General features: G+C 62.2%; 17 protein-coding genes. 14 read left to right on the top strand and 3 right to left on the bottom strand.

Features of this window, described 5'->3' with window-relative positions; all coding sequences use genetic code 11:
- Positions 1-133 precede the first annotated feature (133 nt).
- Complete coding sequence (locus tag QQL79_RS16310) at positions 134-1,165, bottom strand: LacI family DNA-binding transcriptional regulator (protein ID WP_284392615.1); 1,032 nt, start codon at positions 1,163-1,165, stop codon at positions 134-136.
- Positions 1,166-1,386: 221 nt separating this feature from the next.
- On the opposite strand from QQL79_RS16310, the gene QQL79_RS16315 reads away from it, so the two are divergent.
- Genes QQL79_RS16315 through QQL79_RS16340 form a run of 6 tightly spaced genes read left to right on the top strand, consistent with a single transcriptional unit; the run spans position 1,387 to position 8,670 of the window.
- Complete coding sequence (locus tag QQL79_RS16315; protein ID WP_284392616.1) at positions 1,387-2,649, top strand: ABC transporter substrate-binding protein; 1,263 nt, start codon at positions 1,387-1,389, stop codon at positions 2,647-2,649.
- 58 nt (positions 2,650-2,707) lie between these two features.
- Entirely contained in the window at positions 2,708-3,586 is an 879-nt protein-coding gene (locus QQL79_RS16320) for a carbohydrate ABC transporter permease (RefSeq protein ID WP_284392617.1), read from the top strand.
- A complete protein-coding gene (locus QQL79_RS16325) occupies positions 3,579-4,418 on the top strand; it encodes a carbohydrate ABC transporter permease (RefSeq protein ID WP_284392618.1) in 840 nt (279 codons plus the stop codon). The genes QQL79_RS16320 and QQL79_RS16325 overlap by 8 nt, the downstream gene beginning before the upstream one ends.
- A 10-nt stretch (positions 4,419-4,428) precedes the next feature.
- On the top strand, positions 4,429-5,568 hold the full coding sequence (locus QQL79_RS16330; protein ID WP_284392619.1) for an ABC transporter ATP-binding protein: 1,140 nt from the start codon (positions 4,429-4,431) through the stop codon (positions 5,566-5,568).
- Positions 5,569-5,621: 53 nt separating this feature from the next.
- Positions 5,622-6,974, top strand: coding sequence for a NosD domain-containing protein (locus QQL79_RS16335; RefSeq protein ID WP_284392620.1), 1,353 nt, complete (start codon positions 5,622-5,624; stop codon positions 6,972-6,974).
- Positions 6,967-8,670: a glycoside hydrolase family 32 protein gene (locus tag QQL79_RS16340; RefSeq protein ID WP_284392621.1), complete on the top strand. Its 1,704-nt coding sequence runs from the start codon at positions 6,967-6,969 to the stop codon at positions 8,668-8,670. The genes QQL79_RS16335 and QQL79_RS16340 overlap by 8 nt, the downstream gene beginning before the upstream one ends.
- Before the next feature lie 8 nt (positions 8,671-8,678).
- Here the strand turns inward: QQL79_RS16340 and QQL79_RS16345 are convergent, their stop codons facing one another.
- Together QQL79_RS16345 and QQL79_RS16350 are read right to left on the bottom strand one after the other, a co-directional pair.
- On the bottom strand, positions 8,679-10,349 hold the full coding sequence (locus QQL79_RS16345; RefSeq protein ID WP_284392622.1) for a Na/Pi cotransporter family protein: 1,671 nt from the start codon (positions 10,347-10,349) through the stop codon (positions 8,679-8,681).
- A gap of 150 nt (positions 10,350-10,499) precedes the next feature.
- Positions 10,500-11,558: an ABC transporter ATP-binding protein gene (locus QQL79_RS16350; protein ID WP_284392623.1), complete on the bottom strand. Its 1,059-nt coding sequence runs from the start codon at positions 11,556-11,558 to the stop codon at positions 10,500-10,502.
- A 236-nt stretch (positions 11,559-11,794) separates the two neighbouring features.
- On the opposite strand from QQL79_RS16350, the gene QQL79_RS16355 reads away from it, so the two are divergent.
- The 8 genes from QQL79_RS16355 (at position 11,795) to QQL79_RS16390 (ending at position 20,620) form a co-directional block, all read left to right on the top strand.
- Complete coding sequence (locus tag QQL79_RS16355; RefSeq protein ID WP_284392624.1) at positions 11,795-12,568, top strand: DeoR/GlpR family DNA-binding transcription regulator; 774 nt, start codon at positions 11,795-11,797, stop codon at positions 12,566-12,568.
- A gap of 59 nt (positions 12,569-12,627) precedes the next feature.
- On the top strand, positions 12,628-13,896 hold the full coding sequence (locus QQL79_RS16360) for an ABC transporter substrate-binding protein (protein WP_284392625.1): 1,269 nt from the start codon (positions 12,628-12,630) through the stop codon (positions 13,894-13,896).
- A gap of 86 nt (positions 13,897-13,982) precedes the next feature.
- Positions 13,983-14,858: a carbohydrate ABC transporter permease gene (locus tag QQL79_RS16365; RefSeq protein WP_284392626.1), complete on the top strand. Its 876-nt coding sequence runs from the start codon at positions 13,983-13,985 to the stop codon at positions 14,856-14,858.
- Positions 14,858-15,679 carry a carbohydrate ABC transporter permease gene (locus QQL79_RS16370; RefSeq protein WP_284392627.1) on the top strand — a complete coding sequence of 274 codons (822 nt, stop codon included), beginning with the start codon at positions 14,858-14,860 and terminating at the stop codon, positions 15,677-15,679. Before QQL79_RS16365 ends, QQL79_RS16370 begins: the two co-directional genes overlap by 1 nt.
- A 47-nt stretch (positions 15,680-15,726) precedes the next feature.
- Positions 15,727-16,554, top strand: a complete 828-nt coding sequence (locus tag QQL79_RS16375) for a glycerophosphodiester phosphodiesterase (RefSeq protein ID WP_284392628.1) — start codon at positions 15,727-15,729, stop codon at positions 16,552-16,554.
- Positions 16,551-17,354: an inositol monophosphatase family protein gene (locus QQL79_RS16380; protein WP_284392629.1), complete on the top strand. Its 804-nt coding sequence runs from the start codon at positions 16,551-16,553 to the stop codon at positions 17,352-17,354. The genes QQL79_RS16375 and QQL79_RS16380 overlap by 4 nt, the downstream gene beginning before the upstream one ends.
- Positions 17,354-18,421 carry an aldose 1-epimerase family protein gene (locus tag QQL79_RS16385; protein ID WP_284392630.1) on the top strand — a complete coding sequence of 356 codons (1,068 nt, stop codon included), beginning with the start codon at positions 17,354-17,356 and terminating at the stop codon, positions 18,419-18,421. Before QQL79_RS16380 ends, QQL79_RS16385 begins: the two co-directional genes overlap by 1 nt.
- A 129-nt stretch (positions 18,422-18,550) precedes the next feature.
- Complete coding sequence (locus tag QQL79_RS16390; protein WP_284392631.1) at positions 18,551-20,620, top strand: DUF4139 domain-containing protein; 2,070 nt, start codon at positions 18,551-18,553, stop codon at positions 20,618-20,620.
- Positions 20,621-20,688: the final 68 nt, after the last annotated feature.

The following is a 20,688-nucleotide window of genomic DNA, read 5'->3' on the forward strand; positions in this document are numbered from 1 at the left end:
AATCATTCGCAACAATGAAAATGACGACCGGCAAATGCGGCCTCCGAGCATATGCCCGAGCCACAAGCCGCGAGGGCGACGATCCGCCGCTCCGCTTGCCAGTCACCGACTGATCTGTTTTGAGTTTTTCCGCCTAGCGCTCTAGCGCGGCGCCGGTCGAGCCTCGCGAAACCAGCGGGCAATCCATGACCGATACACCTTTGACATCGTGCTCGCCGAGCAGGGTTTCGAGCAGCGCCGCGCCCTCATAGCCCAGTCGGAAATAAGGCAAGGCGGCAGTGGTCAGTTGTGGCCGCAGTCCTTTCGATACCGTCTGGAAATCGTCGAACCCCACTACCGATACATCGCGCGGAATCTGCAGGCCCTGCGAGAGAACCGCGCAATAGACCTGTAGAGCGATTTCGTCATTGCCGCAGAAAATAGCGCTCGGCGGCTCGTCCCGCTTGAGCAGCGCCAGCGTGCTCTCGAACGCGACATTGAGGTCCTTGCCCACCTCGCCGTCCATGCCCTCGGCCACCAGCGTCTCATCCACCTCGATGCCGCGCCTGGCGAGCGTATCGCGATAGGCGGCAAGCCGCAGATGCGCCGCCTTGAGATTGGGGTTGAGCCGCACATGGGCGATGCGCCGGTGGCCGAGATCCAGCAGGTGGTCGATAAGGCCAACGCAACCGCCATAATCATCGGGCACGATCGCCGGAAGGTCGGGATCGCTGCTGCTGAAACAGTTCACCATCACCGTGGGCAGTTTCAGCGCGTCGCGGCGCAGGCCGGCATCGCGGTGAAACATGGTGGCATAGATGACCCCATCGGCCCGGTGCTCCTGGAAGGTCCGCCAGGCGCGTTCCTCCTCTTCGGGGTCGCCTCCGGTATGGATGATCAGCACGGTCTTGTTGAAGCGCTTGGCCCAATCATGAATGCCACGCAGAATCTCGCCCGAATAGGGCGTGGTGGACACCAGGTCCGTCATCACCCCGATCGTGCGCGACTGATTGGTGCGCACCAGCCTGGCGCTGAGATTGGGCACATAGTTGAGCTCGGCAATGGCGCGCTCGACCTTTTCCATCGTGTCGGGATGAACATTGGCCTCGCGGTTGACCACGCGCGACACGGTCTTGTCCGACACGCCGGCGGCACGCGCTACATCCTTGATACTGACCAAAGCCATGCCCTCCCCAAGCCAGGCGCCACGTTTTCCGAGTCGCTGCCCCAGCCAACCTAACCAAGCCTATCGGTCAGAGCAATCAGTAATGTCGACGTCGTCATTTTGCATTGACGACGTCGACATTGCCCGATAACGTCCATTTATGCCCGGCGCCCAGAGCGGCGCCCGGGATATCGACACAGCAGTTTCCGGCGTCACGGGAGAGACGCCCAAGGGAGGAAAATATGAGGCTCAAGTCCATTCTGGGCGCGCTTGCGCTCGCCACATGCCTGACGGCGCCGGCTTTCGCGGAGAGCATCAGCGTGCTCGTCGAAGGCGGCGGCGAGCAGCTGCAAAAGGCGATTGCCGAAAAGTTCACCGCCGAAACCGGCATCGAGGTCAATTTCGTCGTCGTGCCTTATGCCGGCGTGTTCGAACGCCTGTCGGCCGAAATCGCCGCCGGCTCGTCCAATTATGACGTCGCCACGCTCGACGTGATCTGGATGGCCCGCTTCGCCGAATTCGTCGAGCCGCTTGACGAGCTCTTCACCGACACCGTCAAGGCCGACATTGCGCCGGCTTTGCTGGCCGACGCGCAATTTGGCGGCGCCTATATCGGAATGCCCGCCTGGGCCAATGCCGAAATCCTGTTCTACCGCACAGACCTGTTCGAAGATGCAGCCGAACAGGCCGCGTTCAAGGCAAAATACGGCTACGAACTCGCCCCGCCCAAGACCTGGCAGCAATTCCGCGACGTCTCGGTCTTTTTCACCCGCGACACTGATGCCGACGGGGTGGTCGATCTCTACGGCACCGACGTCAAGGGTGTGAATCCGGAAGAGTGGATGGCAACCGTGTTGCAGGCCGGCTCGCCCGGCATCGTGCTCGATGACAGTGGCGCCGTGATCATAGACAACGCCCAGCACAAGGCGGCGCTCGATTTCTACATCGCTTCGCACTGTACCGACCACGCCACCCCGCCGGTCGGCGTCGCCCAGATCGATTGGCCCGCGGCGCAGAACCTGTTCTATCAGGGCAAGACGGCCATGATGCGCTTCTGGGCGCATGCCTATCGCCTCACCCCGGAAGACTCGCTGGTCGAAGGCAAGGTGGGCGTCGCCCCGATGATCGGCGGGGAAGCCGGCGTCGCCGCCGTGCCCGGCCCCTGGTACAATGTCATCCCCAAAAGCTCGACCCACAAGGACGCCGCCCGCCAGTTCGTCGCCTTCGCCATCGCCAATAATGCGCTGGGTATCGAGGCGCCGCTGGGCCTGGCTGCGACCAATTCGGCCTACCAATCCTATGTCGGCAAGCCGGGCTTCGAGCATTTCGAGCCGCTGCTGGAAACCCTCGCCGCGCCTGCCACCAAGGGCCGCCCACTGATCGCCCAGTGGCAGGAAATCGTCGATCAGGCCGTGACGCCCATGCTGCAGGATGCATTGAGCTGCAACGCCGATACGGGCGAATTGCTCACGCAAGCCAAGGCCATCATCGAAGACATTCTTTGATGCCAGAATCGCGGGGCGGCGATGGTCCGCCGCCCCGAACTCCTTCGGACTTTGCCACATGTCAGAACGTCGTTTCGCCATGCTGATGATGGCGCCGGCCGCCCTCTTTCTGGCGGTTCTGGTCGCCTATCCGGTCGGCCTGCTCATCTACAATTCCCTGTTCGAGGTGGAGATGATCCGCCCCAATGCGGGCATCTGGGTTGGCCTTGCCAATTATGTGGACGTGCTGGGCTCCACCCGCATGCACGAAACGGCGTTGCGCACCCTGCGCTACTGCGCCTTTGCGCTGTCGATCGAGGTGGTCCTGGGCCTGACGGCAGCCCTGCTGTTCAATGCGCTGGCCGAACGGTCGCGCTGGCATCGGACAATTTTCGCGCTGCCGCTCATGGTGCCGCCCATCGTGGCGGGCCTGCTCTGGCGCTTCCTGCTCACCGAACAGATCGGCATTATCAATTATGGTCTGGCAGCGGTCGGTATTATCGGCTCGCCAAATGATATCGGCTGGCTCAGCGATCCCGATATCGTGCTCTACGCGGTGGCATTGCCCGATATCTGGCTGACCACCAGCTTTGTGGCGCTGGTGCTGTTTGCCGGATTGCAGAATATCCCCCGCGACCTGATCGAGGCGGCGCGCATCGATGGCGCCAACGCGTTCCGCCGCTTCCTCTACATCGTCCTGCCGCTGCTGCGCCCGGTGCTGGCCGTGGTGCTCATCGTGCGCGGCATCGATGCGGCCAAGACCTTCGATCTGATCTGGATCCAGACCGAGGGCGGACCGCGCTTCCAGTCGGAAGTTCTGTCCATGAACATCTACCAGCGCATGGTGCGCTATGGCGATCTGGGCGAAGCCTCGGCCTCCGCCGCGCTCTTCATGTTCGCGATGATCGTGGTTGCCGTCATCGCCTACAAGCTCATCTGGAAGCCGCAAAATGACTGACCGCACCGCCTCCAGGCGCCTGGGCGCCGGCATCCTCCAGCTCGCCGTGGCGCTGCTCGTCGCCACCTATGCCCTGCCCTATATCTACCTGCTGATGACGTCGCTGAAGCCGGCGGCCGATGTACTGCAAATTCCGCCGCGCTTCCTGCCCGAAACCCTGTCGGTCGACAATTACCGCGCCATCTTCGCCAATCCATCAGTGCCCTTGGCCTTTTTCAATTCTCTGGTCGTCGCGGTGCTCTCGACGGGTCTGGCGCTGCTGCTCGCCGTGCCGGCTGCCTATGGCGCCTCATTCTTCCGCACCCGGCTCAGCGCCTGGTTCCTGCTGTTCGCGCTGGTGACCCGCATGGTGCCATCGGTGTCGCTGGGCGTGCCGCTCTTCATCCTGCTCAAGAATATCGGCCTGCTCGATACCATTTCGGGGCTTGTTCTGGCCCACACCACGCTCAGCCTGCCGCTGGCCGTGTGGCTGATGGCGGCGTTCTTCGAATCCATACCGCGCGAACTGGAGGAAGCCGCCCGCATGGATGGCTGCACCCGCTTTGCCGCCTTCTGGCACATCATCCTGCCCCCGGCCTCGGGTGGCATCGCCATCACCGCCTTGTTCTCGTTCATCGCCTCGTGGAACGAGTTCCTCTACGCCCTGCTGCTCAGTGCGCAGCACGCCAAGACCGCGCCCATTATCATCGCCCAATATAAGGGCGCCTTCGGCCTCGACTGGGGCCCGATGAGCGCGCTGGCCATCCTCTATTCCCTCCCCGTCATCCTGGTCACGCTGGTCCTGCAGAAGAAGATCATCGGCGGGCTGACCTTTGGGGCCGTCAAAGGCTGAAGGAGCCGACATGTCTTCCATCTCACTCAACGGCATTGCCAAAAGCTATGGCGGCGACCTCAAGGTCATCCACGACCTCTCGCTCGACGTGCGCGACGGCGAATTCCTTGTGCTGGTCGGCCCGTCGGGCTGCGGAAAATCCACCCTGCTGCGCATGATCGCCGGCCTCGAGGACATTTCCGGCGGCACGCTGCTGATCGGCGACCGCAAGGTCAATAACGTCGATCCCAAGGACCGCGACATCGCCATGGTGTTCCAGTCCTACGCGCTCTATCCTCACATGAGCGTCTACGACAACATCGCCTTTCCCCTACGCATGGCCGGGCTGGCGCGAGAGGCCGATGCCCGCGTGCGGGAAGTCGCGGCGCTGCTGCAATTGACGCCCCTGCTCGAGCGCAAGCCCGCCAATCTCTCCGGTGGCCAGCGCCAGCGTGTCGCCATGGGCCGCGCCATGGTGCGCAAGCCCGCCGTCTTCCTGATGGACGAGCCGCTCAGCAATCTCGATGCCAAGCTGCGCGTACAGATGCGCGCCGAGGTGACGCGGCTGCAAAAGGACCAGGGCGTCACCACGGTCTATGTGACGCATGACCAGGTCGAGGCCATGACCATGGGCGACCGCGTCGCGGTGCTCAAGGGCGGCCATCTGCAGCAGGTGGATACACCCCAGGCCCTCTATAGCCGCCCCGCCAACGCCTTCGTCGCCACCTTTATCGGCTCACCCGCCATGAACCTGTTCGAGGCAAATCTCACGGGCACTACCCTGACGCTGGGGTCGCAAAGCATCAGCCTGCCCGACACCGTCTTCAACGAAAGACCCAGCCTGCGCGGGGCGGACGCACGCCGGCTGATCCTGGGTATCCGCCCCGAAAGCCTCGAAGACGCCGCCTTTGCCGATCCCGGCGCGGCTTTACTCGATGCCAAAGTCACCCAGGTCGAAATGCTCGGTTCCGAAGCCATTGTCCATCTGGCCATGGATGCCCCGATGGTGGATGGCGGCGATCCCGATGCCCTGGCCGAAGTCGGCATCCAGGCCGCCGTCGGCCGCTTCAACCCCAAAACCGCAGCAAGGGCCGGCGCACCGATCACTCTATCGGCCGATGCATCGGCCTTTCACTTCTTCGACCCCGACACGCGCAACAGCATCTGGTGATGACCGGCACAGCGCCTGGCCAGCGGGCCGGAACACATAAGGACGAATTCGACATGACCAGTGCAAATGCCTATGACGTCACGACATGGCCAATGGGCAACGCGCATGAGGATATCGGCGCTGTCATCAACAGCATCATCGCCGATATCAAAAGCCGGCAGGCGCTTCCCGATGTGAATAATGGCGGCAAGCCCGGCGCGGTGATCTATATTCCGCCGGGCGACTTCCGGCTCGTCACGCAGGTCCTCATCGACATCAGCTATCTCAAAATCATCGGCTCCGGGCACGGCTTTACGTCCTCGAGCATCCGCTTCAACACCCCGGCGCATGAGCTCAAGCATTGGCACGAGATCTGGCCAGGCGGCAGCCGTGTGCTGGTGGACCTGCCCGAGACCGATGATGCCGCATCCCGCTCAGCCTTTCTCGTCAAGCGCAGCGGCAATCCCCGTATCAGCTCGGTCGAATTCGCCGATTTCTGCATCGATGGCCTCCATTTCGAAGGCGACGAGAATTCGTATCGCAACGGCAAGACGGGCATCCACGTCGCCAGCGCCAATGACTCATTCCGCATAACGGGCATGGGCTTCATCTATCTGGAACACGGCATCGTCTCCCACCATTCGGATGCCCTGTCGATAGATAACAACTTCATCGCCGAATGCGGAAACTGCATCGAACTCAGAGGCATGGGACAGGCCTGCCGGATCTCCAACAATCTGATCGGCGCCGGCTATGCCGGGCACTCGATCTACGCCGAAAATTACGGCGGCGTGCTCGTTTCCGCCAACAATGTCTTCCCCCGCGGCCGCAGCAGCATCCATTTTTCCGGCGTGGCACGGTCGTCCATCACCGGCAACAGGTTCCATTCATTCTATCCGGGCATGCTGATCTTTTCCGACGATTGCTCGGAAAACCTGGTCTCTTCCAACCATTTCCTCCGCGACGGAGAGCCCTGGTCGCCGATGACGCCATATGACAATGGCCTCGATGACCTGTTCGGCCTCCTGCATATCAATGGCAGCAATAATTCCATCATTGCCAACCACATCTCGGAATCGATCGATACCCGGCTCATCAAGCCCCCGGCCGCCAAGCCGGTGATCATCCGGCTCGTCTCGGGCAAGGAAAACTACGTCGCCAATAATCACATCGTGGCAACTACGGTGACACCGGAACCAGGCGATGTGCCGAACAGCGAATGTTTTTCGACGCAAGTAGCGGCGATAATCTCGACGAAGGGCCTGACCACCCTCGACGTCACAGCCGTCAAAGTGGAGCAGGAATCCACCCAAAACACAGTGCTGGATTCCGGCAGCGATACCCAAGTCATGATCGACCAGGCGGTGAACGCCTTCCGAGGCACCCCTACACCAGGGCAACAGCAGACGAGCGCCGCAATTGCCTAGGACACAGGAGCTAACCGCCAGAAGCGGCGACCGGTTCGAACTCTGGGCCAAAGCCAGGCACGAGACTCCGCCGGGTTCGGCGCCACTTTCGTTTCGCATCGGGGATCGCACAGTCTACCAGATTGCGCACCTGCCGCCCTATTACGAAGCCTTCAGCTACACCCATCACAGCGATCAGGCGCTGACCATCACCTGGGACGACACGCTGATCGAAGTGTCCCTGTTCTATCGGTACAATCCGCAGACCGTGGCGGATATCGGGGTGACCTTCCTTGAATTCGGACCAGGCGGCCTCGCCGCCTGGCCAGCCGATCGTCTGTCCACCTGGTACGAACAGGAGGCCGGACGCCCCCAACTGCGCTTTTCGCCGTTCAAGGGCTGGATGAACGACCCCAATGGGCTGTGCAAGGCAGGTGACACTTACCACCTGTTCTATCAATACCATCCCAATGGCGTGGATTGGGGTCCGATGCATTGGGGGCACGCTGCCAGCAAGGACCTCTACCGCTGGATTCACTACCCGGTGTTTCAATACCCAGAGGCAAACCTGGCCGCGCTCGGCGCCACCGGCGGCGCATTTTCCGGCAATGCGTTTTTCGACCGCGATGGCGCGCTGTCGTTCTACTATACCGAGCGCCTGCCGGCCTACGACCTGTTCAAGGATTACAAGGAAGTCCAAAAGCGCATGCGCCCGGACAAAGGCCTTTTGAGGCCGGTAGCCAATGCGCTCGTGCTTGCCGATGGCCCAGAGGGCACCACGCACGACATTCGCGACCCCAAGGTCTGGTATGACGGCGATGCCGGCCTCTACCGCATGGTCCTGGGCTCGTCCGTCGACGGCGATCCCGCCCTCCTGCTCTACAATTCCGCCGACGGAGACAATTGGGACTTCGCCTCCATCCTCTATCGCGCCCCGCCTCACTTCCGCGACGGCGGCGCGCGATCAGCCGAATGCCCCGATTTCTTTGTCATCGACGGTCATTGGGTCCTGGTCGCCGGCTTCGTTGGCTATACCGAAGCCGAAACCGGCCGTCACAACCTCCTCTATGCCGTTACCGGCAGCTTCGAAAACGGCGTCTTCACGCCCTATTCCGATCAATTGCAGGAGCTCGACTTCGGCACCGATTACTATGCCATGCAAAGCTTTTGGGATGGTGAACGCCAGCTCGCCTTTGCCTGGCTCTTCAACTGGGAAATCCGCAAGCCTGCCGGCTCCGCCTATAGCGGCGAACTCTCTCTGCCCCGCCTGCTCACGCTGGACCAGCATTACCGCCTGCTGACGAATCCCGAACCCGGCATCGCAACCCTGCGAACGCGCAAGCTGGAGCCGGCCAACGGCAGATACACGCTTGCCGACGGGCGTGCTGTCGAGATGCGCATATCCGGCAAACTCAATGGGCTGACCATCACCGGCACCTCCGCCAGCGGCGAAACCGTCACCCTCACCCACAGCGGCGAGAGCCTTGCGCTGGAACTTTCCGAAGACGACGGCCGGATCACTTACCGGACCCCATGCCGCGAGCTCGCCGACACCAGACTGTTCTTCGACCGCGGCGTCATCGAACTCTTCGCCAATGGCGGCCTGCTCTGCGGCACCCGCCGCAGCTATCGTGTCATCGATTGTGCATCGCTTTGGACGTCGGCCGAGGACAGCGCGTCTGTCGAGGTCTGGGAGTATAAATCCGCATATGCCTGAGCCCCAAATCATGGCCGCCGGCCACCTGAAAAATCCGCGCCCTTTCTAAGCCGGCTTTGCCGGAGCATTCCGGCCTCTTCGAGGATGGGCGCGGCGACCGACATGAGATGGCCGTTGATGCGCTTGAGGTCGCGGAGCACATCCAGGTGCAATGACGTCGTCTGCAGCGTATCGGGGCGGCGGTCCTGCAGCCGCGCCATATGCCGCTCGACCGAGGCGCGTTCCTTGTGCCGTACGGCAACCTTGCCTTCCATGAGACGCCGCGCGATCTGGGCGTCGCGGTTGATGAATACCCTCTGGGCCAGGCGCAGATTATCGATTGTGTCGCGGAAGAGGCCCTCGATCTCGCCCATGCCTTCAGGTGAGTATTGCAGCTGGTTCTCGATCTTCTTCATCGTCAGGCGCGACAGGCTCCGCTCGATGACATCGCCGACATGCTCGAGGTTGATGGCGTAGTCGAGCACGGCGCTCAGCTGGCGGCGCCCGGCTTCATCAAGCCGGCTTCGGTCGATGCGGGACAGGTAAAGCTTGATGGCTTCATCAAGGGCATCGACTTCATCGTCGAGCCGGAACAGGTCCTGGCACAGCAATTCATCGCTGTTCCTGAGCGCGGCCAGGGTCGTCTCGAGCATTTTCTCGACGAGATCGCCGACATGCAGGGTCTCCCGCATGGCCGCGGCGATCGCCGCCGGCGGATCGGCCAGTGCGGCCTCGTCGAGATGCAGCGGCGCCAGCCTCCCCTCCGCCGTTGGCTTGTTCGGCAGGAGCCGGCTCAATAGGCGGGTCATCGGCCCGATGACCGGCAGGAAGGCCATTGCCAGGACGACGTTGAAGCCGAGATGGGCCTGCACCGTCAGTTCGGCGAGGCTGCCGTCGGGCGGCAACAGGCTGGCCAGCCAAGGCGCGGCGAGCAACAAAGCAATAGCGCCCATCCCCCGGACGACGAGATTGCTTATGGCAACGCGCCGCGCGGCTGCCCCTTCGGCCGCAATCGCCGGGATCGGCGGGATGGCGCCGCCAACATTTGCGCCGGCCACCAGCAGCAGGCACAGCTCGGCATCAATGCCGCCGGCTGCGGCCAGGGCCATGATGAAGAGCACGACAGCCAGGCTCGAGGCGGAAACCGCCGCCAGCGCGGCCGCCAGGGCCACGGCGATGAGCGGGGCATCGCCCAGCAGGCCAAAGAAGGTCGTAACGGCCTCCGACTGCCGCATCGGCGCGGTGGCCTCGGCCATGAGCCGCAGCGCGAGCAGCATGAGACCCATGCCGATGGCGATCTTGCTCATGCCACGGCTGCGGCGCGAGCGGCGCGTGCCGATTGCCACACCGGTCAGCACCACGACAGGGGCCAGCCAATGAATGTCGAAGGACAGGATCTGCGTGACGAGCGCAGTGCCGACATTGGCGCCGAGCATCACCGCCTGGGCCATGACCGGCGCGACAAGGCCCTGGGCAACAAACGAGCTGACGAGGACGGCCATGGCGGTGCTGCTCTGCAGCGCCAATGTCGTGGCCATCCCGGCGCCAAAGGCGGTCAACCGGTTCCGGGTGCTGCGGGCCAGAAAGTGGCGTAGCTCGGCGCCGAAGGCGGTGGTCACCCCGGCCTTGAGGAGCCGCAGCCCCCACAGGAGCAGGGCCGCCGCCCCCAGCAGGTCAATCAGAAGGAGTGTTGAGGTCATGGTCCAGGCCGCCCTATTCGCAAGAAGGCCGGTGGGCGGGAAAGCCCCCGCCCACCGGGCCGCCTCCTCCAATCGAAGGAGACGGGTCAGTGATCGGGTCGGGAGACCCCGCATCACCGACAACTCAACATGGCCCGACCGCCGTCGCGATCAGCCGGAAACGCGCGCCCCACTCGCGGCGTCGAACAGATGCAGCGAGGTCGGATCGATACCGATCGTGATCGTGGAACCCGGCTCGGCAACAAGTCTTTCGCGCAGGGACAGTACGACGGCCTGTTCGGCGAAACGGGCGACCACATGCGTTTCCGAACCGGTTGGCTCCACCGTCAGGATCTCGGCTGCGATGCCGTCTGGATCAAGGCGGAAATGCTCGGGGCGAACACCCAGGATCAATTGGGTCCCATTTTTCGCTGCATGTTTCGGTCCCAGCGGGATGCGGACATTGCCGGGCGCGACGAGGTCGCCGTTTTCAAACGTGCCCGGGATCATGTTCATGCCGGGCGAGCCGATAAAGCCTGCGACGAAGAGATTGGCCGGCGCATCGTAAAGCTCGAGTGGCGTGCCGATTTGTTCGATCACGCCGCCATGCATGACGACGATGCGGTCCGCCATGGTCATGGCCTCCACCTGGTCGTGGGTGACATAGACCGTCGTCGTCTTTAGCCGATGATGGTTCTGCTTGATTTCCGAGCGCATCTGCACCCGCAATTTGGCATCCAGATTTGAAAGCGGCTCATCGAACAGATAGGCGGCCGGGTTTCTGACAATTGCGCGCCCCATGGCAACGCGCTGGCGCTGGCCACCCGACAATTGGCGCGGATAGCGTGCCAGATATGGCTGGAGGTCGAGCATTTCGGCCGCCAGGGCGACCCGCCTCTCCACCTCCTGCTTCGGCACGCGTTGCAGTTTGAGCGAGAAGCTCATGTTCTGCGCAACGGTCCAATGCGGATAGAGCGCATAGGACTGAAACACCATGGCGATGTCGCGATCCTTGGGCGCCACGTCGTTGACGACGCGTCCGCCAATGGCGATCTCGCCGTCAGAAATCTCCTCAAGGCCCGCAATCATCCGGAGCAAGGTGGATTTCCCACAGCCTGAGGGCCCAACGAGCACGACAAACTCGCCGTCCTCTATGTCGAGCGAAACGCCATGGAGCACATTGACGGCTCCATAGTGTTTGCGGACGTCCTTGATGCTGATCGCACCCATTCCATTCTCCACAATCCGGGCGGCGCTATCGGCGGGCCACCCCTGCCACAAGCTATGATCGAAAATGCTCATAGTTGGGAATTTTGCCGACAACTTCCACTTTAACTTACTGGCACTCTTGCGCCGGTCAATGCCAAATCCGCTATTTTCTGGCGGTTTCAGCGTCATCAGATATTCATTTGACGTTTTCGATTTTGCTCGCCATGATCATTATCAATCATTTGGAGAGAGTTCAAATGCTCAATACAGCTGAAGAACGCCACGCCAGAATTCTGGAATTGTTGAACGAGAAGGGCTTTCTCGACGTACAGACGCTGTCGGAACGAACGGGCGTCTCAGGGGCCACCATGCGACGCGATCTCGGCGAGCTCGACGAGGCCGGCCGGTTGCGCAGAACCCATGGCGGCGCCGTCAGCATAACGCAGGTGGGGCAAGACCCGGCCAATGCCGTGCGCGCAGTGTCCCATCAGGCCGAGAAGGCGGCGATTGCAAGCGCAGCCGCCGCGATGATTGCCGACGGCGATACCGTGCTGCTTGATGCCGGCACGACTTCGCTCGAAGTGGTCAAGCTTCTCGCCGGGCGCAAGGGGCTCACCTTCATCTCGAATGGCGCCGATATCATCGCCGAGCTGGTCCGCGCTGACGCTGAACGCGTTTATGCCGTCGGCGGCGAATATGCAGCGATCAACCGGTCTTTCCGGGGGGCCCTGGCCGAGGACTTCATCCGCCAGTTCCACGTCGACAAGCTCATTCTCAATGCCGCGTCGATCGATTTCGACCGCGGTTTGATCTTCACCGGCTCGCCGGCGAATGCCGGCGTGCAGCGCGCCATGATCGAGGTGGCGCGGCGGGTTATCGTCGTGGCCGACCATTCCAAGCTGGCCAAATCGAGCTTCTCGGTGACCGCAAAGATCGAGGACGTGGGCGTCATCGTCACCGACGCCGGCGCTCGCAGCATGGTCGAGGCAGCGCCCGAAGCAATCCGCAAGAAGTTCACCATCGCGGACTAGGAGGCCTCCGGCTTCCAAGACCCAGCCCACAAAACGACCGACCATTTAGGGAGACAACAATGCTCAAGACAAACCGCAGAAACTTTCTGGCCGGGGCAGCGACAATTGCACTGCTTTCTACCTCCGCCGCCAGCATGGCTTTGGCCGCCGACGTCAACCTGACCTTGATGATCTGGGATCCGGCACAGAAGGCCGGCGTGCAGATGGCAGTCGATGCTTTCCAGGCCGCGAACCCCAATATCGCCGTGTCGCTCGAGCAGGTTCCGCAGGACCAGTACTATGTCAAACTCGACGCCGCCCTCGGTGCCGGCCAGGGGCCGGACGTCATGTGGCAGAGCTCCAAGGCGTCCTATTATGTGGATGGCGGCGCGTTGCAGCCGCTAGACGACTATATCGCGCGGGATGCCCTGTCGCTGGATGGCTACAAGCAGGTGATCGCCAATCTCTATAACCTTGGCGGTCATCAGTACGGCATCCCCAAGGACTTCGATGCCTGGACCTTCGTTTACAACGCCACGCTGCTCGAAGGGCTTGGGATCGCAACGCCCAAAGCTGAATGGACCTGGGAAGACATGGTCCGAATTGCCGAAGAGGTAAAGGCGAAGCGGACCTCTTCGTCCATTGTGCCTCTCTACTACAATTACTCGTTCAACAATGGCGTCGCGAGCCTGGTCCATGCCCTGGGCGGCGCGGTGATCGCCGATGGCCAGAGCCATATGTCGTCACCCCAGGGCATCAAGGCTCTCGAGATGATCAAGAGCCTGCAGGATAGCGAGCTGATCCTGAAGGTTGCCGATTCCACCGACTTCAACCCGGTAAACGCATTGATTTCCGGGCAGCTCGCCATGGCGGAAACGCCCTCGTGGAATCTGAGCCTGTTGTCCAAGGCGGATGCGCCGGCCGGCACCTTCGGCGTCGTGCACCTGCCCGCCGTCAACGGGTCCTGGGCAAACGACACCAATGGGCTGTCCTATGTCATGAACGTCAACTCCCAGCACAAGGACGAGAGCTGGGAACTTATCAAGTTCCTCACCTCAGATGAGGGGTCCGCCCTTCACGCACAGGGCGGCGCCGCCCTGCCTGCCAATACCAATCCGCAGGCTTTGGCCGCATTCGTCGCGACGAACGGAAAACTGGGCGGCCTTGAAGCGGCGCTCGATGCGGCCAGTGCGCAAAGCTATCTGCGCACGACGACCGCCAATCCAAAAGTACTCGCGGCCATGCCCGAAATCAGCAGCGCGGTCATGGGTGAATTCTATTCGGGCGCATTGACCGCAGAACAAGCCGCCCAGCGGATCGACGACCTGCTGAATGGGGCCCTGCGTTGACGGGCAATATTCTTGATCGCCTGACGGGCGCAGGCATGGGAGTGCGTCGCGCAATTGCGCGACGCACTCTGGCCCATCGAGAGGCCATGATCGGCTATCTTCTGCTGGCCCCGCTGCTGGTCGGGCTGCTCGTCTTCCGGGCATATGGCTTCGGCTACAATATCTGGCTGTCGTTCATGAATGCCGGCGCTTTCGGCGCCCCCAAATTCGCCGGTCTTGCCAATTATCAGGACTTGCTTGGCGACAATCAGCTGCGGGTGGCGATCCTCAATACCTTCAAGTTCGCGATCATCGCCGTACCAGGCGTCATCGTGGTCTCGCTGGCTCTGGCCACCTTGATGCAATACCGCTTTCGCGGCCAATCGGTCTTCCGCGCCATCGTTTTTCTGCCGGCGGTGTGTTTGCCGACCGCGGCCATCCTGGTTTTTGGCTGGATGTTTCAGACCCAGTATGGGCTCGTCAACTCGGCCCTGCAGGTCATGGGCGCATCGCCCGTCAGCTGGTTCGGCAGCGCCTCGGGCGTCACGGTCGTCGTGTCGCTGCTGGTTGTCTACCTTTCCTTCAGCGTCCCCACGATCATCCTCTATGCTGGAATGCAGGATATCTCGCCGGACCTCTATGAAGCGGCGACGCTCGATGGCGCGGGCCCGGTCAGGCAATTCTTTTCCATTACCCTGCCGCTTCTGACGCCCTCGCTCTTCTTCGTCATCATCACAACGACCATCAGCGCCCTAAAGCTGTTCGACGTCGTCTATGTGCTGCTGCCGCCTGTCGATCACTCGGTGTCGCTCAACTACGGCTTCACGCTCGTCTACTATTATTTCTATCTCGCTTTCCTCGAGACGGGCCAGCGCGGCTATGCGGCGGCCGTTTCTCTCGTGCTGCTGCTGATCATCCTGGCTGTCTCGATCGTGCTGATGCGTTTGCAGCGCCGCTTCGTACATTATGGGGAGAACGGCTGATGCACGCTCAAAACCAGGCCGGTTGGCGGATTTATGCGATCACCACCATTGTCGGCCTGCTCATTCTGGCGCCGTTCGCCTGGATGGTCGCAACTGGCTTGATGACGACCGGCCAGACCCTGATGGTTCCTCCGCGCCTCATTCCGTCACCACCGACATTGGATGGCGTGATCGAGGTCTTCAATCGCATTCCGTTCGCGACGCTGCTGTTCAACACCATCGTCGTCTCGGCGGGCCGGGCCATCGGGACACTGATAGTCTGCGCCACGGCGGCCTATGCATTGGCGATTATCAAGGTTCCCGGGACATCCGCCATCCTGGTCGGAATTCTCGCGCTGATCATGGTGCCGGGCGACATCTTTATCGTGCCGAACTTTGCCATCATCGCAAGCTTCCGGATGACAGACACTTTGGTGGCGCTGTTCCTGCCGTCCGTATTCGACGTTTTCGGGGTCTTCCTGCTCTATCAGTTCTTCCGCGGCGTGCCCCGCGAGCTGATCGAAGCCGCTCGCCTCGACGGGGCTTCTCATCTGCGGATACTGGCCACGATCGTCGTCCCCGTTGCCCGGAGCGGCATCGTCTCGCTGGCCATTCTGTCGGTCCTGTCCGAATGGAAGGACCTGTTGTGGCCCCTGGTCGTCAACCGTTCGATTGACAAATTGACGCTCGGCCCCGGCCTCGCGCTGCTTCGCGGTGTCTATACTACGGACTGGAATGTCGTGATGGCGGCCGGCGCCATGGCGGCGCTTCCGATGGTGGTCATCTTCCTGGTCCTGCAAAAGCAATTCATCACCAGCTTTGCTCGCAGCGGGCTCAAATAGCCCCCTCGCGCATCGCAATCGGTTTCACCCTATCCAGATTGAAAGCAATGTTTGATATCCTACCTTCGCGCTCCGGACAGATCCTGGTCTGTGGCCATCGCGGCCACGTTATCGATGGGCACGAAAACAGCCGTCCCTCATTACAACGCGCGGCCGAATTGGGCGCTTCACTCTGCGAAATTGATCTTCGCCAGACGCGCGACGGCCGCCTGCTGGTGTTCCACGACGACATTCTGGACAATGCGTCGACAGGCACCGGCCTTATTTGCCAACGCGACCATGCCGACATAGCCCGGTTTCGAACCAGGGCCCGCAATGGCCTGCCCATCGAGGGGCAGCCGATCGAACTCTTCGAAGACATGCTGGCATTCAGCCGGGAGCTCGGCCTTGGGTTGATCGTCGAGATCAAGGACAAGTTCGAGGGCTCCGCCTATTTGGAGCAGGTCATTTCCGCCCTGGGCAATGCCGGGATGCTGGATCGCGTCCTGATCAGCTCGTTCGACTATGTCGTGCTGCGCGATATCAAGCATCTGGAGCCGCGCATCCGCACGATGGGCATCAACTATCATCACCTGACGGACCCGGCCGCTGCGGCCGGTTCGGCATCGATGGACGTCATGAATACGGACTACCCGCAGTTTTCCGCGGACCTGGCGAAAGGCCTTCACGCGGCCAATATCGGCGTCAGCCACTATGTCCCCCCGCCGCAATATTTCGAGCTGCGGGCAAGCTATGGCGTCAACTATCTGCAGACGCTGGCGGGCTTCCTGCGTGCCGGACTGATCGACATGCTCGTTTGCGACGACGTCGCCTGGACCATGGATTTCGTTCGCGCAAATGGGCTGGCGGTCGCGAAGGTCGATGCGATCCAATGACAGAGCACACTACGCGCCCAACCCGGACGCTTATCGAAGACATCGCACGTCGCGCCGGCGCAATCGCCCTCGAGCATTTCCAATCTCTCGCCGGCCTGCCCGTGGAACGGAAGGGCCATCTCGATCTGGTCACCGAGGCGGATCGCGCGGTCGAACAATTCCTGACATCCAGTCTCCGCAGGGCTTTCCCGGACGATGGCGTCTTTGGGGAGGAAGCTGGCGAGACCGCAGGCACATCAGGCCGGATCTGGGTCATTGATCCGATCGATGGCACGTTCAACTTCGTTCGCGGTGGTCAGAATTGGGCCATATCAATCGGCCTGTTCGAGAACAGAAGGCCGGTCTACGGGACGATCTTCGCGCCGGCACGTGCCCTGATGTTGAGCGGAGGCGTCGATGCGCCCGCGCAGCGCAACGGGATGCCAATGGGCCCGCTGCCCCCGCTTGACTTCGCCCAGGGCGCGACGGGAATTGGCTGGCATCCGAGCATCGGCACAGCGGATCGTATCGAGTTGATCCGCTTTGTTTCCGATGAGCTGGGGATCAATGTCCGGTTCTGTGGCTCCTCAACACTGTCGCTCGTCGATATCGCGTTGGGCGAGACAGATGGGTACCTGGCCCTGGGCGATTCAACCTGGGACGTGATGGCGGGCCTGCCGATCCTGGCCAGCCTTGGCGTGTCCCATACGATTGATTGGGACCATACCGGCCTTGACGCAAAGCTCCGCTTCGCCTGCGGCACCGAGGGCTTCCTTGACAAGGTCAGACCACTGCTCAAGACCATTGCGGTACCCGCCTGATGTCGCAGGACCTCGTCGATCCCAATGGGCCATCATTGCCAAATCCGCAAAGCCTGTCGCGCTCCGCCCTCAGGGAACGAACGGTAGATGGGCGTGGGCTGGCGGACATTCGCCTGCTTCAACTGGAGGACGGTCCGGGACGGGGGCAACGTTTGCTTGTCGTCCGCAACGCCACCGGAATTGGCTGTGAAATCGCTCTCGACCGCGGCTTCGACATTTCCAGCGCGACATGGCGCGGCATCAATATTGGCTGGAACAGTGCCAATGGCCTGCCCTGGCCACCGCACCCGATCGATGCCGAGCATGGCGTGGGCTTCTACAGAAACCTCGACGGCTTCCTCGTAACCTGCGGCCTGGATCATATCGGGGGAGCCAGGAAGACCGGGGCGGAGCACTTTATTCACAAACACCGACGCGAGGTTTTCCATCCCCTGCATGGCCGCATCTCCAGCCAGCGCGCCACTCTTTCGGGATATGGCATCACCTGGGAGCAGGACGTCCCGACAATCTGGGCAGAAGGCATGGTCAGGCAAAGCGCCGTGTTTGGAGAAAACCTCATCCTGCGTCGCCGCATTCAGATCGAGGTTTTTGGTACCCGGGTCGATATTGCCGACACGGTAGAGAATGCCGGCTTCCGTCCCACGCCCCACGCGATGCTCTATCATCTCAATTTCGGCTATCCGTTTCTCGATCAGAACACCAGGATATCAGGCGACATCAGCCCCGATTTCACGGCTGCCTTCAACGACGGCGACAAACGTCCTCACCCCGATTTCGTCGACTATTATGAAGGCATAGCGGTGCAGCCCAACCAAGCGATCGCCACGATCGAGTTGCGGAATGAAGCCCTCCTGGGCGGAATGCGCGCACGCCTATCATACCCGACCGCCGCCCTGCCCGCGCTGGGGATCTGGCGGGCGTTTCAGTCCGGGATCTATGCGCTGGCACTTGAGCCGGCAAAGCCGCAATCGCCGGAAACCAACATCCTGGCGCCCGGCGAGTCTGTAACTTACAAAATTGGCATCGGCATCGGTTCGACCACTGACCCGAACCAGCCATTTCTGTAAATCCGGCGGCCCCGCCGTCGAGTGCGGGAAGCCACCCGCATTATTTTTCTCTGCGATCCCAAGGAGTGCATTGCGGTCGACGTCTCATGGTGGAAGGTCTCCAATAAGGACATGAGAAGGGATAGGGCTATGAGCAATTCCAGGTCAGTACGCGTGACGGATTGGCGTGTCGCCAGGGCGCGGCGCCATTTGGGGGTTCCGCTGCTGTTGCCGGTGCTGGCCGGGCTGTGCGTCGCCATCAGCGCGCCGGTCAGCCTGACCCTGGCGCAGGAAGGGGACGGCTATCGCATCGAGGCGGTGACGCTTTCCTCGGGTGGGCTGGCCGAAATCCGGCGCAGCATTTCCCTCGAGGAGGCCGCTGCGCTCGGCTTCGAAGTGCCGCTCGATCAGGTCGATGACATTCTCAAGAGCCTATTGGTCTATGATCCGGCGGGCGGGGTGGCCGCGATTACCCTGGACGGGCCATCGCTGATGGAGGAAACCTTCCGCGGGTTGCCGTTCACGCCGGACGATCTGCGTGCCTTGCCGCGCCTGCTCGATACGCTTCAGGGCGTGCCCGTGCGCGTGTCTTCCTCCGGCCGCACGGTGGAAGGCATGGTGCTTGGCGTCGATACCGCCGCTCCCCTCGAAAACGAAAAGGAAGAGCCGGCGCCGCTGCTGTCCATTCTCACCGAACAGGGCCAATTGGTCACGATCCGATTGCGCGCGGATGCCGAGCTCGACATTCTCGACCCGGCCGTGCGCGAGAGCCTGCGCCAGGCCGTGCTGGTCAGTGGGCAGGGGCGGGTCGCGGGCATGCGAACCATCAATATCGGCCTCGAAGGCACAGGCCCCCGCGAGGTGCGGCTGGATTATGTGGTCCCCGCCCCCGTCTGGAAGACGGCCTATCGGCTGATCCTTGATGCCGAGGGGGTCGCGCGGCTGCAGGCCTGGGCCGTTATCGAAAATGCGTCGGGCGATGATTGGTCCGATGTCCAGGTCACCCTGTCATCGGGGGCGCCGGTGACGCTGGCCCAGCGCCTCTACCAGCGCTACTGGCACCAGCGCCCCGAAGTGCCCGTTTTCGCCCAGACCATTGCGGCGCCTGCCCCGGACCTCTATCGCGAAAGCGCTGCCCAACAGCAGCTCAGCCCCAATACCGGGGAAATTGCGATGTCTGACTCCATGTTCCTGGGCAATGCGGCCGCCATTGCCGCGCCGGCGCCCACCCCAGCTTCCCCTTCGGCGCCCAAGGCAGTGGCCCAGGCCACGGAAGGCACGAATGCGGCAACCTATCTGCTGCCGATGCCGGTCGATCTTGCTGCCGGGCAGACTATGTCCGTGCCGTTCATCGATGCCGAGCTCACCGCCGAACGGATTTCGCTGTTCCAGCCCGAGCGGGGCGAGGTGAACCCGATCGCTGCCTTGCGGCTGGAAAACACCACCGGCACCAGCCTGCCGCCGGGGCTCGTCACCGTCTATGCGCCGCAGGAAGAAGGCTATGCCGGCGATGCGCAACTGGCCAATGTGCCCGATGGCGAGACCCGCATGATCAGCTTTGCCGCCGATCGCAAGGTGGAAGTGACAACCCAATATGGGGAGAGCGAAACAGTCTATCGCGCGACCCTGGCCGATGGTGTGCTGCGCGTGACCGGGGTCACCCGCACCGATACGACCTACGCCATTACCGGCGCCCAGGATGCGCCGCGCACAGTGGTCATCGAGCATCCGCGCCAGTCGGGATGGACCCTATCGTCCGATGCCCTCGATTCAACGACGCCCACCCATTATCGCCTGCAGGCGAAGCTGGCGGCCGGCGGCACAGCCAAGGTCGTCGCCAGCGTCGAGCGCACCGATCTGCAAAGCATCGCGCTCGTCGATTCCGATGCCGATACCCTGCTCTATTGGGTGGGCCAGCTTGATGACCCGGCCACGGCGGCGATCCTGACCGAGCTGGCCGAGAGCCGGCAGGAGATTGCCCGTGCCGAAAATGGGTTGGCCGGGCTGGAGCAGGATCTCGACCAGGCCAGCGACAGCCAGGCCCGCATCCGGGAAAACCTCGCCGCCGTTCCCGCCGACTCTTCCCTGGCCCAGCGATATCTCGAAATGCTCGAGGCCGAGGAAAACCGCATCGCCGATCTCGATACCCATCGCCAGGATGCCCAACGGGCGCTCGCCGCGCTCACCAAAGCCTTCAGCGAAAAGGTCGGCGCGCTCTAATGCAAAAGGCGGGCGCGGACCGGTCTCCGCGCTCGCCTTGGGCGGGCGACAGGCATAGGACCAATCGG

The organism is Devosia yakushimensis (genome assembly GCF_030159855.1).
GTDB classification, from domain to species: domain Bacteria; phylum Pseudomonadota; class Alphaproteobacteria; order Rhizobiales; family Devosiaceae; genus Devosia; species Devosia yakushimensis.